The organism is Arthrobacter sp. K410C, from assembly GCF_059090105.1.
In genome coordinates this window covers 535,176-550,538 of the sequence record NZ_JBNHFJ010000001.1, presented here as the reverse complement: position 1 = coordinate 550,538, position 15,363 = coordinate 535,176, and the positions used below count along the sequence as shown (strand labels likewise).

The following is a 15,363-nucleotide window of genomic DNA, read 5'->3' as shown; positions in this document are numbered from 1 at the left end:
GTGCGCGACATGACCCTCGACGACGTGCCGGCCGTGAATGCCCTGGAACAGCAGCTCTTCCCCGTGGATGCGTGGCCGCTGCAGATGTTCCTCGACGAACTGGCCCAGCCGGAGACCCGGCGGTATTTCGTGGCCGAAAGCGAAGAGGGCATCGTGGGCTACGCCGGGCTTATGTGCATTGAACCCATCGCGGACGTCCAGACCATCGCCGTCGTTCCCGGCTATGAGGGACGGGGCATCGGCAGCACGCTGCTGACCGGCCTCATTGACGAGGCACGCCGCCGGAACGCGGCGGACGTCCTCCTGGAGGTGCGGGCCGATAACCCCCGCGCGCAGCGGCTGTACCTGCGCTTCGGATTCGAGCAGATCCACATCCGCCCGCGCTATTACCGCGACGGCGTCGACGCCCTGATAATGCGGCTCCAGCTCACCGGCGACGCGGAAACACACGAAGGAAACCAGCCATGAACCGCACCCAGCCACTGGTCCTGGGCATTGAGTCGTCCTGCGACGAGACCGGCGTCGGCGTGGTCCGGGGGACCACCCTCCTGACCAACACCGTGTCCTCGTCGATGGACGAGCACGTCCGCTTCGGCGGCGTCATCCCCGAAATCGCCTCGCGGGCGCACCTGGACGCCTTCGTTCCGACGCTGGAGCAGGCGTTGTCCGACGCCGGGGTCACCCTGGACGAGGTGGACGCCATCGCAGTCACCTCCGGACCCGGACTCGCCGGCGCCCTGATGGTGGGGGTCTGCGCCGCCAAAGCCCTGGCCGTGGCCACCGGCAAACCGCTGTATGCCATCAACCACCTGGTGGCGCACGTGGGCGTGGGGCTGCTGGACGGCAAAGACGGCAAGGCGCCGCAGCTGCCGGAAAACCTCGGCGCGCTGCTGGTGTCCGGCGGGCACACGGAGATCCTGAGAATCAACAGCATTACCGATGACGTGGTCCTGCTGGGCTCCACCATCGACGACGCCGCGGGGGAGGCCTACGACAAGGTGGCCCGCATCCTGGGCCTGGGCTATCCTGGCGGCCCGGTCATCGACAAGGTGGCCCGCACCGGCAACCCCAAGGCGATCCGTTTCCCCCGTGGCCTCAGCCAGCCAAAGTACATGGGCACTGCCGAAGAGCCGGGCCCACACCGCTACGACTGGTCCTTCAGCGGACTGAAGACCGCCGTGGCCCGCTGCGTTGAGCAGTTCGAAGCCCGCGGCGAGGAGATCCCGGTGGCGGACATCGCCGCCGCGTTCCAGGAAGCCGTGGTGGACATCATTTCGTCCAAGGCCGTGCTGGCTTGCCGGGAACACGGCATCAAGGACGTCCTGCTGGGCGGCGGCGTGGCGGCCAACTCACGGCTCCGGGAGCTGACCGGCCAGCGCTGTGCGTCGGCCGGCATCAGGCTCCACGTGCCGCCGCTGGATCTCTGCACGGACAACGGAGCCATGGTGGCCGCCCTCGGCGCGCAGCTGGTGATGGCAGGCATTGCCCCCAGCGGAATCAGCTTCGCCCCGGACTCGTCCCTGCCGGTGACCTCGGTGTCCCTCCCGGCCTAAACCCGAACGCCCGCTCACTTGTGGTTGCTAAACCTGAAACCCCGCTCACTCGTGGTCGCTAATGCGCTAACCCCCGCTCACTGCTGCTGTCCAAGGTGAGCGCGCGTTGGCCGTGGGGCCGCCATGAGTGAGCGCGCGTTTGCGATGAGGCCGCCATAAGTGAGCGCGCGTCGAAAGGGGGTCAGGCGGTGGGGCCGTTCCGCATCTGCTTGACCAGGTCCAGGACCACGGCCTGGAGGTCCCCACCGCGTTCAGCTGCCACCCGGCGCTGGCGCTGGTAGCCGGCCCCGCGGCGGATGATCTTTTCAACGTCCGCCAGTTCGTCGGAGCAGCGCAGCTTCGCGGCCACCGGTTCCAGCCGGTTCAGCGTTTCCAGCAGGTGGTCGGTCACCAGCTGCTCCTTGCCGGCGGCGTCCAGGATGATGATGGCGTCCATGCCGTAGCGGGCGGCCCGCCATTTGTTCTCCTGGACGTGCCACGGCGGCATGGTGGGAATGCTGCCGCCGTTGTCCAGGATGGTGGAAAATTCGTCCACGAGGCACTGGGTGAGGGCGGCGATGGCGCCCACTTCCTCCAGGGTTGCCAGGCCGTCGCAGATGCGCATTTCGATGGTGCCCAGGTTCGGCACGGGACGGATGTCCCAGCGGATCTCGGAGAGGGTGTCGATCACGCCCGTGGTGAACATGTCCTGGACGTAGGACTCGTATTCCGCCCAGGACGGGAACTGGAACGGCAGGCCGGCGGTGGGCAGCTGCTGGAACATCAGGGCACGCTGGGACGCATAGCCGGTGTCCTCGCCGCCCCAGAACGGGCTGGAAGCGGACAGTGCCTGGAAGTGCGGGAAGTAGTTGACCAGCCCGTCCAAGACCGGCAGGGCTTTGTCGCGCCGGTCCAGCCCCACGTGCACGTGCACGCCGTAAATCACCATCTGCCGGCCCCACCACTGGGTGCGGTCGATCAGCTTGGCGTAGCGGGCTTTGTCCGTCACCGGCTGCAGCTGCGGCGGGCTGAACGGGTGGCTGCCGGCGCAGAACAGTTCCACGCCCATGGGGTCGGTGATCTCCCGGACGGCGGCAAGGGACCGGTTCAGGTCCTGTTTTGCCTCGGCGGCCGTCTCACAGATTCCGGTGACGAGTTCCACCGTATTCAGCAGCAGTTCCTGCTTGATGTGCGGGTGCTCGTCGTCCTCGTTCAGTTCGGGATGGCGGTCCACCACACCGCGCAGCACCTCGTTGGCCACGGATGCGAGCTCACCGGTTTTGCCGTCCACCAGCGCGAGTTCCCATTCGACACCGAGGGTTGACTGCCTCGATGAAGCGAAGTCGATCTTCACGCGTTTCCTTACTGTCCTGTTGCGGCTGGCGGGCGCCGCTCACGGGCTGCTGCCGGCAGGCGAACGGGTGTTTCAAGTCTATAGCTCAGGGGTAGCATCATAATGATGTCCCCGTTCCAGCACCTGCGTGACAGTCCACACAAAACTTTCCCCCTCTTAGCAGCATTATCCGCCGTTGCATTGGCCTCCTGCACCGCCGCGCCCGGCCCCGTCCCGTCGTCGACGCCGTCTCCCGCGGCGCCGTCCGCCACCGTGTCACCGTCGGCAACAGCGAGTCCGACGGCGGCGCCCGCCTCGGCGTCCCCCGCACCCGACCCCGGTTCCCGGCCCCTGGGCTGGGGCCCGGAACAGCGCGACCAGGACGCCGCAGCCACGGCCGTGGCAGGCATGACGCCGGAGGAGAAGGCGGGCCAGGTGCTGATGCCCTTCTTCCAGGGCTTCAATGTGGAGGCGCACGCGGCCACCGTTGAGCGGCTGCACCTGGCGGGGTCCATCATCATGGGTGACAACGTTCCCCGCGACCCGCAGGGGAGGGTTGACCTTGCCCGGATGGGCGCCATCAACCAGCGGCTCGCCCAGGCCGCCGTGGCGGATGGCAACCCCTGGCCCGGGATGATCGGGGTGGACCAGGAAGGGGGCCTGGTAGCCCGCCTCGGCCCGCCGCTGACAGAGTGGCCCGCGCCCATGAGCTACGGCGCGGCAGGCAGCGAAGCGTTGACCAGGGAGGCGGGGCAGGGCCTGGCCGGCGAGCTGGTGCCGCTGGGCTTCAACGTTGACTTCGCCCCGGACACGGACGTCACCATGGGCCCGAAGGACCCCACCATCGGGGCGCGGTCCATGTCCGCCGACCCTGCCGCGGCTGCGGTGCACGGGGTGGCGTTCTCGCAGGGCATGCTGGCTGCGGGTGTCCTGCCCACGGTGAAGCACTTCCCCGGGCATGGTTCCGTCACGGCCGATTCCCACCACAACCTGCCGGTCCAGCCCGCCGGCGTGGAGGAACTCCGCGGCAGGGACTGGAAGCCTTTCCAGGCCGCCATCGCCGCCGGAACTCCGATGGTGATGACCGGGCACATTGCCGTGCCCGCGCTGGAACCCGGCGTCCCGGCGTCGCTGTCTGCTCCCACCTATGCCGCCCTGCGCGGACTGGGATTCAAGGGTGTGGCGGTGACGGACGCCCTGAACATGGGCGCGGTGACCAAGCAGTACCCCGGCGGAACCGCCGCGGTGATGGCGCTCGCAGCGGGTGCCGACCTGCTGCTGATGCCCGCCGACGTCGCCCAGGCCCATGCCGCCATCGTTGCGGCGGTCAAATCAGGGACGCTCCCCGCTGAACGGCTGGACGAGGCCGCCCGGCGCGTGGCCACGATGATGGTCTGGCAGGGACGGAGAGGCCCGGCAGCAGGGACGCCGGCCGGCAGCGCGGCACCAGTCTCCGCCCGGGTCTCGGCCTCGGCCGTCACGGTAGTGTCCGGGCCCTGCAGTGGACCGCTGGTTCCGGGGGCGGTCCGGGTGGCAGGCGGCGGGCCGGGGGACCGGCAACGCTTCGAGGCCGCTGCCACCCGGGCAGGCCTTAGCCTGGGATCGGGGCCGGTGGTGAACCTCATCGGACACGGCGGGCGGCCCGCCGGAGGAGACATCGAGGTGGCGCTGGACGTCCCATGGACGCTGCAGGCCTCCCCGGCGCCGGTCCGGCTGGCGCTCTACGGCCGCAGCGATGCCGCGTTCGACGCTCTCGCCGCCGTGCTGGCAGGAAAGGCGCCGGCGCCCGGAAAGCTGCCTGCCGCCGTCGGGAACATACCGGCCGGAACGGGCTGCCCCGCCTGAGCGCGTTTAATGGTCAGGTGCCCATTCTGAATAAAGACATGACTCTCTGCATCTCGCTCTCGGCCCGTCCCAGCAACAACGGGACCAGGTTCCACAACCACCTGTATGACCAGCTCGAGCTCAACTGGATCTACAAGGCGTTCGCCCCCACCAACCTGGAACAGGCCATCGCCGGGGTCCGCGGGCTGGCCATCCGTGGCTGCGCCATCTCCATGCCGTACAAGGAGGACGTCATCGCCCTCGTTGACGAGATGGACCCCTCCGCCAAGGCCATCGACTCGGTTAACACCATCGTGAACACGGACGGCCACCTCAAGGCCTACAACACCGACTACACGGCCATCGAACAGCTGCTCGCCAGCAATTCGGTACCCACCGGCTACTCGGTCCTGGTCCAGGGCGCCGGCGGCATGGCCAAGGCCACCGCGGCGGCACTCCGGGACGCCGGCTTCAAGGACGTCACGGTGATTGCGCGGAACGAGGCCGCCGGACGCGCGCTCGCCGCCCAGTACGGCTTCCAATGGCGGGCAGCGCTCGACGGCGGCACCGCGGACCTGATCATCAACGTCACCCCGCTGGGGATGGCCGGCGGGGCGGACGCGGAAACGGTGGCGTTCCCTGCCGAGGCCATCAACGCCGCCAGGATTGTCTTCGATGTGGTGGCGCTGCCCGCGGAGACCCCGCTGATCCGGGCGGCCCGCGCCGCGGGCAAGCCGGTGATCACCGGTGCGGAGGTGGCCACCATCCAGGCGCTGGAACAGTTCGTGCTCTACACGGGCGTGCGGCCCACCCCTGAGCAGGTGCGGGCCGCCGAGGAGTTCATGCGCGCCCAGTAGCACCTGGTGCTCAGGTGCCGGCTGCCATCGGCTCCACCACGATGGCCACCCGGTCCTCCCCGATGCGGGTCAGGACCAGGGTGGCTGTCTTCCCGGCGCCCTTCTTGCCGGCATTCTTGCCGCCGGGCAGCAGCTGCTTCCGCAGTTCCTCCGGGGTGACGGCGGTGCCGCGCTTCTTGATGTCCAGCACCGTGATGCGTTCCTGCTTAACCCAGGCCTTGAGCGCCTTGACGTTGTAGGGCATGACATCCAGCACTTTGTAGGCACGCGCGAACGGGGTGTCTGCAAGTGCGGGGGAGCAGATGTAGGCGATGTGCTCGTCCACCAGGTGGCCCCCGAGCTCCTTTGCGACGTCGGCCACGAGTCCCGCCCGGATGACGGCGCCGTCCGGTTCGTAGAGGTAGCCCGCCACCGGACCCACCGGCGCCGCGGGCCCGGCTCCGAACTCATCGGCGCTGGCAAGCTCGGCTGCTCCGTTTGGCCCCAGCACCAGGGCTGAGCGGCGGACGCCGGCGCGGCGCACGGCGTTGAACCACAGGGCCACCTCGGTGACGTCCCCGTTCACGGACACCCATTGGGCTTCACAGCCTTCGGGCACGGAATCATGCGGCATCCCCGGCCCCATCTTCACCCCCACGGCCTTTCCGGATGCCGCGAGGGACTCCACGAAGGACAGCGGCGGCGAAAAGGCTTCGGGATCCCAGATGCGCGTGGTGCCGGAGCTGGAGGTGACCCTGCGGGCGGGGTCCAGCCACACGCCGTCGATGCCATCCAGCGGGACCGCGGTGGCGTCCGCGTGGACCACGGTGGCGTTCGGGAAGGGGATAAGGTTCACGGTGGCGCAGGCGGCAGTTGTCTCGTCCTTTTCCACCGCGGTGACGGTGAGGTCCAGGGAAGCCAGCGCAAGGGAGTCGGCGCCGAGCCCGCAGCCCAGGTCTGCGACGTGGCTGACGCCCGCTTCGGCGAAGCGCTGCGCGTGGCGGGCTGCAACGCTCAGGCGGGTGGCCTGCTCCAGCCCGGCCTGGGTGAACAGCATCTGGCGGGCAAACTCGCCGAACTTGGCCTCGGCCCTGGTGCGGAGCCGTGACTGCGTGAGGGCAGCGGACACGAGTTCGGGGGAGTGTCCGGCCTTGCGCAGCGCGGAATTCAACCCGAACGACGCGTCATCACGGTAGGGTCCAAGGGAGGCCAGCAGTTCCCAGCCTTCCGGGGTGAGCAGCGGCGCGATCTGGTCCTGGGGAGCGTTGGGCATGCGTTCCAGCCTAGTGGAGGAGCGTCCTGCGGGATGCCGATAGGGTTGAAACCATGGAAGACAGCGCAGGCCCCCAGCAGTCCGGAGAACAGCAGCCCACGGACCGGGGTCCTGCCAAGTACGCCCGCCCGGCGCTGATCGCGGCGGCCGTGGTGGCGGTGGTGTGCCTGGCGCTGCTGGTGATCATTTTCTTCCTGGACACGTTCAACGCCACCGTCTATTCGGTGGGCGGCAACAGCATCGAGGACGATACCCAGGAGGCCCGGGATATCCGCGGGCTGTACGCCGGGGCACGGACCGGAAGCATTGTGTTCCTGGTCGCCTCCCTGCTGGCCGCGGCCGCCGCAGCCGCTGTGCTGTACCGCAGCAGGAATCAGGGGACGCGGGATTCCGACGGCGGCGAGGACGTTGACTTCGATGATCTGGGCCGCTGAGGCTGCTGCCCGGCGCTGGTGAGCAGTACGCCTGATATCACCAGGATGCCGCCCATAACCTGCGCGATGGTGATGGGCTGGCCCAGCAGCACCGTGATGATAGCGGTAAAGACGGCGATCAGGTTCAGGTAGTTGCCCGCGTTCGCGGCCGTGGTCCGTTTCAGGGCCAGGTTCCACAGCAGGTAGGAGCCCAGGGACGGGAACACCGCGATAAACGCCAGCGACCAGCTTTCGGCGGGTGTGGACGGCAGCCCGGCGCCGCTCACCACCGCCACGGGGGCGAGGACCACGGCTGCCAGGGCAACCTGCACCGCAGTGGCCGTGATGGCCGGCAGGGACAGCCTGCGGGCGATGATGGTGTAGAAGCCCCATACCGTGATGGCGGCCAGGATCAGCAGTTCACCGGCATTGATGGAGAACGTGACCAGCCGCTGCAGGTCACCGCCGGTAAGCACCAGGAGGACCCCGGCCAGGCCCAGGCCGATGCCCAGCCAGCTCACGGGGCGGGGCCGGTCCCGAAGGAGGACGACGGCGAGCACCATGATCAGCGCCGGGTTGGCGGCAGTGACCAGGGAGGCGTTCAGGGCCGAGGTGTGCTGCAGCGCGCTGTACAGCAGCAGCGTATAGCCGCTCATCCCCAGCACGCTTAGCAGCAGCAGGACCGGCCAGCGGCGCAGCACCGCCTTCCAGTCCGGCCTGTCGACGACGTGTGCCAGGAGGAGCAGCGGCGCGGCGGCCAGGGCCCAGCGCCAGAACGTCAGCTGGAGCGGGTCCATGGTCTTCATGGCCGACTGGCCCACCACGAAGTTTCCGGCCCAGAACAGGTTCGCAAGGATCAGGTACACGGCAGCTCGCACCGCTTCAATGTACATGGCACGTGTGTCCGCCGAGGACGAAACGCTGGCACTCGCCTTGACCGAGTGCTAACGCGGACATAGAGTCTTCATTAGCACTCTCCCTAGGAGGGTGCTAACACATGAAGAGCTGCCACCAGGCTGCTGCCGGCACCGCGACGACGGTTGCCAGCCAGGGCGGAAAGCTTTCCAAGTCCACGAATTTGCTGACGAAAAGGAGAGGTCCGAGTGTCGGTCTCTATTAAGCCTCTTGAGGATCGTATTGTTGTCCGCCCGCTCGAAGCCGAGCAGACCACGGCTTCCGGCCTGGTTATCCCGGACTCCGCACAGGAGAAGCCCCAGGAAGGCGAAGTTGTTGCAGTAGGCCCCGGCCGCTTCGAAGACGGCAGCCGCGTACCGGTCGACGTAGCCGTGGGCGACGTCGTGATCTACTCCAAGTACGGTGGAACCGAAGTCAAGACCGGCGGCACCGAGTACCTCGTGCTGTCCGCCCGCGACGTCCTGGCGATCGTCGTAAAGTAACTTCCCGGATCCCCGTGCCGCTGGTCATGCCTTCTGCTGGCCAGCTGCGCGGGGTTCTGTCTTGAAAGGACAAAACCATGGCAAAGCAGCTTGCGTTTAACGACGCTGCCCGCCGGTCTCTTGAAGCCGGCATCGATAAGCTCGCCAACACCGTCAAGGTAACGCTCGGCCCCCGCGGCCGCAACGTTGTCCTGGACAAGAAGTGGGGCGCGCCCACCATCACAAACGACGGCGTCACCATCGCCCGCGAAGTGGAACTGGACGACCCGTACGAGAACCTTGGTGCCCAGCTGGCCAAGGAAGTTGCCACCAAGACCAACGACGTAGCAGGCGACGGCACCACCACCGCAACGGTCCTGGCCCAGGCACTGGTCAAGGAAGGCCTGCGCAACGTAGCTGCCGGCGCTGCTCCCGGCCAGATCAAGCGCGGCATCGAGGTTTCGGTTGAAGCCGTCGCCGCACGGCTGCTGGAGAACGCCCGCCCCGTCGAGGGCACCCAGGTCGCTAACGTGGCTGCCATCTCGGCACAGAGCGAAGAAATCGGCGAGCTCCTGGCCGAGGCCTTCGGCAAGGTGGGCAAGGATGGTGTAATCACCATCGAGGAATCCTCCACCACCCAGACCGAACTGGTCCTCACCGAGGGCATGCAGTTCGACAAGGGCTACCTGTCCCCGTACTTCATCACGGACGCGGACCGCCAGGAAGCAGTCCTCGAGGACGCCCTCATCCTGATCAACCAGGGCAAGATCTCCTCGCTGCAGGAATTCCTGCCGCTCCTGGAGAAGGCGCTGCAGGCGTCCAAGCCGCTGTTCATCATCGCCGAGGATGTCGACGGCGAGGCCCTGTCCACGCTGATCGTCAACCGCATCCGCGGAACCCTGAACGTCGTTGCCGTCAAGGCTCCCGGCTTCGGTGACCGCCGCAAGGCCATGCTGCAGGACATTGCCACCCTCACCGGTGCACAGGTTGTCTCCCCGGAGCTGGGCCTGAGCCTGGACACCGTTGGCCTGGAGGTGCTGGGTACTGCCCGCCGCATCACGGTCACCAAGGACAACACCACCATCGTGGACGGCGCAGGCTCTGCCGAGGACGTGTCCGCACGCGTCGCGCAGCTGCGTGCCGAGCTGGCCCGCACCGACTCCGACTGGGACCGCGAAAAGCTCCAGGAACGCCTGGCCAAGCTGGCCGGCGGCATCGGCGTCATCAAGGTTGGTGCTGCCACCGAGGTTGAGCTGAAGGAAAAGAAGCACCGCATCGAAGATGCCGTGTCCTCCACCCGCGCTGCCCTCGAAGAAGGCATCGTGGCCGGTGGCGGTTCCGCCCTGATCCACGCCCTCAAGGCACTGGATGAGGACCCCGCCGTCAAGGCGCTGGAAGGCGACGCCGCCGCTGCGGTGGGCATTGTCCGCCGCGCACTGGTGCAGCCGCTGCGCTGGATCGCCCAGAACGCCGGCTTCGACGGCTACGTCATCACCGCCAAGGTCGCCGAGCTCGAAACCAACAACGGCTTCAACGCCAAGTCGGGCGAATACGAGGACCTGATCGCTGCCGGTGTCATCGATCCCGTCAAGGTCACCCGTGCCGCCCTGCGCAACGCAGCCTCCATCGCAGCCCTGGTTCTCACCACTGAGACCCTGGTTGCGGAGAAGCCCGCTGAAGAAGACCAGCACGCAGGCCACAGCCACTAACCTGCCGTTGGCAGGAAACTGTGCGAACAAGAAACCGGTCCGGCATCCGCCGGGCCGGTTTTTGCATCTTCGGGTACGGCTGGAATTAAGTTCCCGGCATGTCCTGCGTCTCCACCCCGCCGGCACGCTCATAAACCAGCCGCACCGCTCCTTTTGGAAAGGACCGTGCCGGTTCGGCGAGGCGGAAGGTGGCCGGAATGATCCCGGCGTCGAAGAGCCGCTTCCCCTGACCCAGGGTGAGCGGATACAGCCAGATGCTAAGGCGGTCGAGCACTTCCGCCTGCAGCAGGGAGCGGATGAGGGCCCCGCTGCCGAACATGTGCACCTCCCCGTACTCCTCGCGGAGCCTGCCCGCGGCCGCGGCATCCGGCAGCACCGTGGTGCCTGCCCAGCCGGGGTGGGCCAGCGATCCGGAGACCACGAACTTGGGCACCCGGTTCAGGGTGGCGCCGATGTCGCCTGACTGGTGCGGCCAGTACGCAGCAAAGATGTCATAGGTCTTCCGGCCCAGCAGGAGGGCGTCCATGCGGCCGATCCCGGCCTCGATGTCGGCTTCGGACTCGTCATCGGACACCGGCAACTGCCAGCCGCCGAAGGCGAAACCGGCCTCGGTATCCTCCTCGCGTCCGCCGGGCGCCTGGTAGACGCCGTCGAGGGTCATGAACAGGTTCGCGACGATGATGCCCATCCGCCCATTGTGGAACTCCGTCCGGACCCTGTCCAGAGACCGGCCTGCCTGCTGCAGGCTAGACTGCTCACGGCTGCTGAAGCAGGAAGGGGACCCATGGCGTCGGACCCGCACACCGTAAGTGCCATGGCGGACTACGGGGGTTTCCTGCCTTCCACCAGGAGGGATTCCCTTGCCGAGCCGGTGGCGGACTGGTGGCCCTGGAAGAACCACCGCATCCACATGCTTCGGCTGCGCGACGCCACTGCCCCGGTCCGGCTACTTGTGGTCCATGGGGCCGGAGCACACGCTTCCGCACTATGGCCCGTGGCGTCGCAGCTGGCGGGGTGCGGGATCGACATTGCCGCCGTCGATATGCCCCTGTACGGCTGGACGGTGACGGCATCGCGGGGATCAGTGACCTACGGGGATTGGATAAGCCTTTTGGCGGACCTCCTTGCAGCCGAAGATGACGGCCGTCCGGTGGTCCTCCTTGGGGCCAGCATCGGCGGCCTGCTGGCGGTGGAAGCAGGGGCGCGTGCCCGTGGAGTTGCCGCCGTCATCGCCACATGCCTGCTCGACCCGTTGGATAAGCAGGCCCGTGCCGCTATGACAAGGTTCGGTAAGGCCGCCCTGCCTTTTTTGCCATTGCTCAGGGGAGTCCGCGGTCCCTTCTCTAGGATTCCGGTCAAAGTATCCTGGGTGGCTAATCTCAGGCGCATGGGCCGCGATCCCGGCCTGGGCCAGCTGTGCTCGACGGATCGGCGCGGGGGAGCCGCCTGGGTTCCACTTGGGTTCCTCGCAAGTTTCATGCACCACCCGCACCGGGAAGCCCGCAGGGTTTCCCTCCCGGTGCACCTTATGCACCCGGAACTTGATGACTGGACGCCGGGGGTCCTGAGTGAGAGCACCCTGAGGACCTTGCCTGGGCCTGCCACCAGCCGGACGTTGGGCGGCTGCGGCCACTTCCCGCTGGAAGAGCCGGGCCTGCAGGATCTCCTGGACGGCATCAAGGAGGTGGCAGCTGCCGCCTCAGCTCCTCTGACGCCCCGCGTGGAAGACTAAAGCCATGCTGCTCGACGAGCTCGTGAAAACCACTGATGCGGTCGCCTCCACACGCTCCCGGCTCGCCAAGGTCGAGGCACTCGCGGACCTGCTGCGCCGGCTTGAACCCGGGGAGATTGCCACTGCCGTCGGCCTGCTCATCGCAAAACCGCGGCAGGGGCGCGTGGGAGTGGGCTGGAGCGGAATGTCGGCAGCCAAGGGGGAACCGGCCGAAGAGCGCACCCTGACGGTGGCCGACGTCGACGCCGCCCTGGACCGCCTCCTCGGCACGGCCGGCACCGGATCCGCGGCGGAGCGTGCCGCCACCCTCCGGACGCTTCTGTCCGCCGCCACCGAACGGGAGCAGGCGTTCATCGCCGGAGTTCTCCTGGGTGAGCTCCGCACCGGAGCCCTGGAAGGCGTCCTGACGGACGCCGTCGCCCGCGCCGCCGGCCGGCCGGTGGAGTCCGTCCGGCGGGCTGCGATGCTTTCCGGCGACCTCGGCGGCACCGCCTTGCTGGCCATGACCGGGACGGCCGCCGAGCTGGACGCGGTGGGCCTCGTCGTGGGCCGCCCCGTGCAGCCCATGCTCGCCGCAACGGCGTCCAGTGCCAGTGCGGCGCTCGAGGCGACGGGGGAGGCCTCCGTGGAATACAAACTCGACGGCGCCCGCATCCAGGTGCACCGCTCCGGGGAGCAGGTGCGTATCTATACGCGCACACTGGCGGAGGTGACCCACCGGCTGCCCGAGGTGGTGGAGCTGGTGCGGAGCCTGCCGGTACGGGACGTGATCCTCGACGGCGAGACCCTCGCCCTGGGCGAGGACGGCGCCCCGCGGCCGTTCCAGGAGACCATGTCACGGTTCGGGGCGGACCAGGCGCGCTCCACCCTGCTGCATCCGTGGTTCTTCGACGTCCTGCACATCGACGGCCGCGACCTGCTGGACGAGCCGCTGGTCATGCGCCTCGGGGTGCTCGAACGTATCGCGCCCGGCCACCGGGTCCCCGGGGAGATCACCGCGGACCCGGCGGTTGCCGAGAACGTCTCGCGTGCCGCGCTCGCCGCCGGGCATGAGGGGGTAGTGGTGAAGGCGGTGGGGTCCCTTTACGCCGCCGGCCGGCGCGGGTCCAACTGGATCAAGGTCAAGCCGGTGCTGACGTATGACCTGGTGGTGCTGGCCTGCGAATGGGGGTCGGGGCGGCGGTCGGGAATGTTGTCCAACCTGCACCTCGGAGCGCTCGACCCCGCCGGCGAGTTCGGCGAACCCGGCGGGTACGTGATGGTTGGGAAGACTTTCAAGGGCCTCACGGACGAACTGCTGCGCTGGCAGACTGAACGGTTCCAGGAGATCGAAGTGCGGCGGACGGCAAACACGGTGTGGGTTGAGCCTGTCACGGTGGTGGAGATCGCTATCGACGGCGTGCAGCAGTCCCCCCGTTATCCGGGCGGCATCGCCCTCCGGTTCGCCCGGGTCAAGCGCTACCGCGACGACAAAATGCCCGCCGAAGCCGACACCATCCAGACGCTGCGCGCCCTGCTGCGCTCCTGACGGCGCCGCTTGTGCCCGTGCGCCGGCGGGCGTACGGTGACGCTTAGGGACCGCCACTGCACAAGCACGACGACGGCGGGCCCGCTGGGCGGGGTATCCGAAAGGAGGCCGGGTGTCCGCTGAAACAGGTATTGACCAGGGCCGGGCTGCATTCCGCGAGCACCGCTGGACAGATGCCTTCGAGAACTTCCTTGACGCCGACCGGCGGGGCGGACTTCCGGCCGCGGACCTCGAGAGGCTTGCCACCGCGGAGATCCTGACCGGCAACACCACAGCAGGCCTTGAAACGCTCACCCGTGCGCACGAGGAATTCCTGGAAGTTGGAGACGTCGCCGGCGCAGCCCGGTGCGCCGGCTGGATGGGCATCCAGCTGAGCAACCTCGGTGAGATGGCACGCGCCGGCGGCTGGCTGGCCCGCGGGCAACGGCTGGCGAAGGAGCTTGACGCGATCCACGCCGTGCAAGGGCTCCTGCTCATGCCCCAGGGGCTGGGCAAGCTCTACGGCGGTGACCCCGCGGGCGCCCTGCAGGTGTTCAACCGGGCGGCTGAGATTGCCCGCCTGGCGCAGGACAAGGACGTGGCTGCCCTGGCACTCCTTGGCACGGGGCAAGCCAACCTCATGCTCGGCCGGCCAAACGAGGGCCTGGAGATCCTCGACGAGGTCATGGTGGCTGTCACCTCAGGCGAGTTGTCTCCGATACCTTCCGGCATCGGTTACTGCGCCGTCATCGGCAACTGCCACCTGGCCTATGACCTGGCGAGGGCCATGCAATGGACTATCGCGTTGGACCGCTGGTGCGCCGCAAGGCCGGACATGGTGGCGTTCAGCGGGCAGTGCCAGGCCCACCGGGCAGAGCTCTTCCGGCTGCACGGCGCCTGGGCCGAAGCGCTGAAAGCGGCGGCCGCTGCCCAGGACCGGTCAACCAGGGGTGACCCCCAGGCGCTTTTCGGCGGCTGTTACGAGCAGGGCGAAGTGCACAGGGTGGCGGGCAACATCGCCGCCGCGGAGGAGTCCTACCGGAAAGCCGCAGAGAGCGGCTACGAACCCCAGCCCGGACTGGCGCTCCTGGCACTGGGACGCGGAGACGCTGGCCAGGCGCAGTCCATGATTCGCAGGGCAGCGAGCGTTGCCGATACTGCTACCCGGCGGCACCTGCTGCCTGCCCTGGTGGAAATTGAGGTGGCCGCCGGAGACCTGGCAGCAGCACGCGGGGGAGCAGATGAGTTGGACGCCTTCGCCAGCGAATGCCCAATGCCCATGGTGACCGCAGTTGCCTGCCAGGCAAGGGGCACCATCCACTTGGCAGAAGGGGACGCTGCAGCGGCGTCGCGGTCGCTGCGCCAGGCCTGGCGCCTGTGGTACGAACTCCAGGTGCCGCATGAGGCCGCGCGGTGCCGGGTGCTGATCGCATGCGCCTGCCGGGAACTCGGGGATGAGTCGTCCGCCGTGATGGATTTGGAGGCTGCCCACGCCGAATTCCTGGAACTTGGTGCAGCCCCGGCAGCGGCCTGGGCGGCGTCCTTGATCCAGCGCTCACCCAACGCGCAGGGCGGTCCCCTGACGGCGCGGGAGCTCGAGGTGCTCCGGCTCGTGGCGTCCGGAAAGGGAAACCGTGCCATTGCCGCCGAGCTGTACCTGAGTGAGAAGACGGTGGCCAGGCACCTGAGCAATATCTTCCTCAAGCTTGGCGTGGCCTCCCGCGCGGCGGCCACCAGTTACGCCTACGAACACGGCCTGGCAGGATAGGCGCGCACCCCGGCATGGGCATTAATACCCATGCCGGTGGGACGAAAGGTTGCATGTTTT

Annotated in this window: 14 protein-coding genes; 10 read left to right on the top strand and 4 right to left on the bottom strand. The window is 68.0% G+C overall.

From position 1 onward, the window contains the following. Window positions 1–9: 9 nt before the first annotated feature. Together rimI and tsaD are read left to right on the top strand one after the other, a co-directional pair. A complete protein-coding gene (gene rimI / locus AC5RU7_RS02580; RefSeq protein WP_494051348.1) occupies window positions 10–468 on the top strand; it encodes a ribosomal protein S18-alanine N-acetyltransferase in 459 nt (152 codons plus the stop codon). Then, entirely contained in the window at window positions 465–1,553 is a 1,089-nt protein-coding gene (gene tsaD / locus AC5RU7_RS02575; RefSeq protein WP_494050949.1) for a tRNA (adenosine(37)-N6)-threonylcarbamoyltransferase complex transferase subunit TsaD, read from the top strand. The genes rimI and tsaD overlap by 4 nt, the downstream gene beginning before the upstream one ends. A gap of 181 nt (window positions 1,554–1,734) precedes the next feature. Here tsaD and AC5RU7_RS02570 read toward each other — a convergent pair whose 3' ends face one another. Next, the gene (locus AC5RU7_RS02570) at window positions 1,735–2,886 is read right to left on the bottom strand and encodes a glutamate--cysteine ligase (protein ID WP_494050948.1); all 1,152 of its coding nucleotides are present in this window, start codon (window positions 2,884–2,886) and stop codon (window positions 1,735–1,737) included. 387 nt (window positions 2,887–3,273) lie between these two features. Between AC5RU7_RS02570 and AC5RU7_RS02565 the strand changes: the two genes are divergently transcribed. Together AC5RU7_RS02565 and AC5RU7_RS02560 are read left to right on the top strand one after the other, a co-directional pair. Next, window positions 3,274–4,710 carry a glycoside hydrolase family 3 N-terminal domain-containing protein gene (locus tag AC5RU7_RS02565; RefSeq protein WP_494051347.1) on the top strand — a complete coding sequence of 479 codons (1,437 nt, stop codon included), beginning with the start codon at window positions 3,274–3,276 and terminating at the stop codon, window positions 4,708–4,710. Between the two features lie 17 nt (window positions 4,711–4,727). Further along, window positions 4,728–5,546 (top strand): shikimate 5-dehydrogenase, encoded by an 819-nt coding sequence (locus tag AC5RU7_RS02560; RefSeq protein WP_494050947.1) that lies wholly within the window; start codon window positions 4,728–4,730, stop codon window positions 5,544–5,546. A gap of 10 nt (window positions 5,547–5,556) precedes the next feature. Here the strand turns inward: AC5RU7_RS02560 and AC5RU7_RS02555 are convergent, their stop codons facing one another. Continuing rightward, complete coding sequence (locus AC5RU7_RS02555) at window positions 5,557–6,798, bottom strand: THUMP-like domain-containing protein (protein ID WP_494050946.1); 1,242 nt, start codon at window positions 6,796–6,798, stop codon at window positions 5,557–5,559. A gap of 53 nt (window positions 6,799–6,851) precedes the next feature. Between AC5RU7_RS02555 and AC5RU7_RS02550 the strand changes: the two genes are divergently transcribed. Next, complete coding sequence (locus tag AC5RU7_RS02550) at window positions 6,852–7,232, top strand: hypothetical protein (RefSeq protein WP_494050945.1); 381 nt, start codon at window positions 6,852–6,854, stop codon at window positions 7,230–7,232. Here the strand turns inward: AC5RU7_RS02550 and AC5RU7_RS02545 are convergent. Continuing rightward, complete coding sequence (locus AC5RU7_RS02545; RefSeq protein WP_494050944.1) at window positions 7,172–8,104, bottom strand: DMT family transporter; 933 nt, start codon at window positions 8,102–8,104, stop codon at window positions 7,172–7,174. The two genes, AC5RU7_RS02550 and AC5RU7_RS02545, sit on opposite strands and share 61 nt — an antisense overlap. A gap of 210 nt (window positions 8,105–8,314) precedes the next feature. Here AC5RU7_RS02545 and groES point away from each other — a divergent pair, with 210 nt between their 5' ends. Both groES and groL read left to right on the top strand, forming a co-directional pair. Then, window positions 8,315–8,608: a co-chaperone GroES gene (gene groES / locus AC5RU7_RS02540; protein ID WP_377992281.1), complete on the top strand. Its 294-nt coding sequence runs from the start codon at window positions 8,315–8,317 to the stop codon at window positions 8,606–8,608. 77 nt (window positions 8,609–8,685) lie between these two features. Then, window positions 8,686–10,296, top strand: coding sequence for a chaperonin GroEL (gene groL, locus AC5RU7_RS02535; RefSeq protein WP_494050943.1), 1,611 nt, complete (start codon window positions 8,686–8,688; stop codon window positions 10,294–10,296). Window positions 10,297–10,381: 85 nt separating this feature from the next. On the opposite strand, the gene AC5RU7_RS02530 is transcribed toward groL, so the two are convergent. After that, window positions 10,382–10,984: a dihydrofolate reductase family protein gene (locus AC5RU7_RS02530; RefSeq protein ID WP_494050942.1), complete on the bottom strand. Its 603-nt coding sequence runs from the start codon at window positions 10,982–10,984 to the stop codon at window positions 10,382–10,384. Window positions 10,985–11,080: 96 nt separating this feature from the next. Here AC5RU7_RS02530 and AC5RU7_RS02525 point away from each other — a divergent pair, with 96 nt between their 5' ends. The 3 genes from AC5RU7_RS02525 to AC5RU7_RS02515 all read left to right on the top strand — a co-directional run bounded on the left by AC5RU7_RS02525 (window position 11,081) and on the right by AC5RU7_RS02515 (window position 15,303). After that, window positions 11,081–12,028: an alpha/beta hydrolase gene (locus AC5RU7_RS02525; RefSeq protein WP_494050941.1), complete on the top strand. Its 948-nt coding sequence runs from the start codon at window positions 11,081–11,083 to the stop codon at window positions 12,026–12,028. Between the two features lie 4 nt (window positions 12,029–12,032). After that, window positions 12,033–13,556 carry an ATP-dependent DNA ligase gene (locus AC5RU7_RS02520; RefSeq protein WP_494050940.1) on the top strand — a complete coding sequence of 508 codons (1,524 nt, stop codon included), beginning with the start codon at window positions 12,033–12,035 and terminating at the stop codon, window positions 13,554–13,556. Between the two features lie 112 nt (window positions 13,557–13,668). Further along, window positions 13,669–15,303, top strand: coding sequence for a LuxR C-terminal-related transcriptional regulator (locus AC5RU7_RS02515; RefSeq protein ID WP_494050939.1), 1,635 nt, complete (start codon window positions 13,669–13,671; stop codon window positions 15,301–15,303). Window positions 15,304–15,363 lie beyond the last annotated feature (60 nt).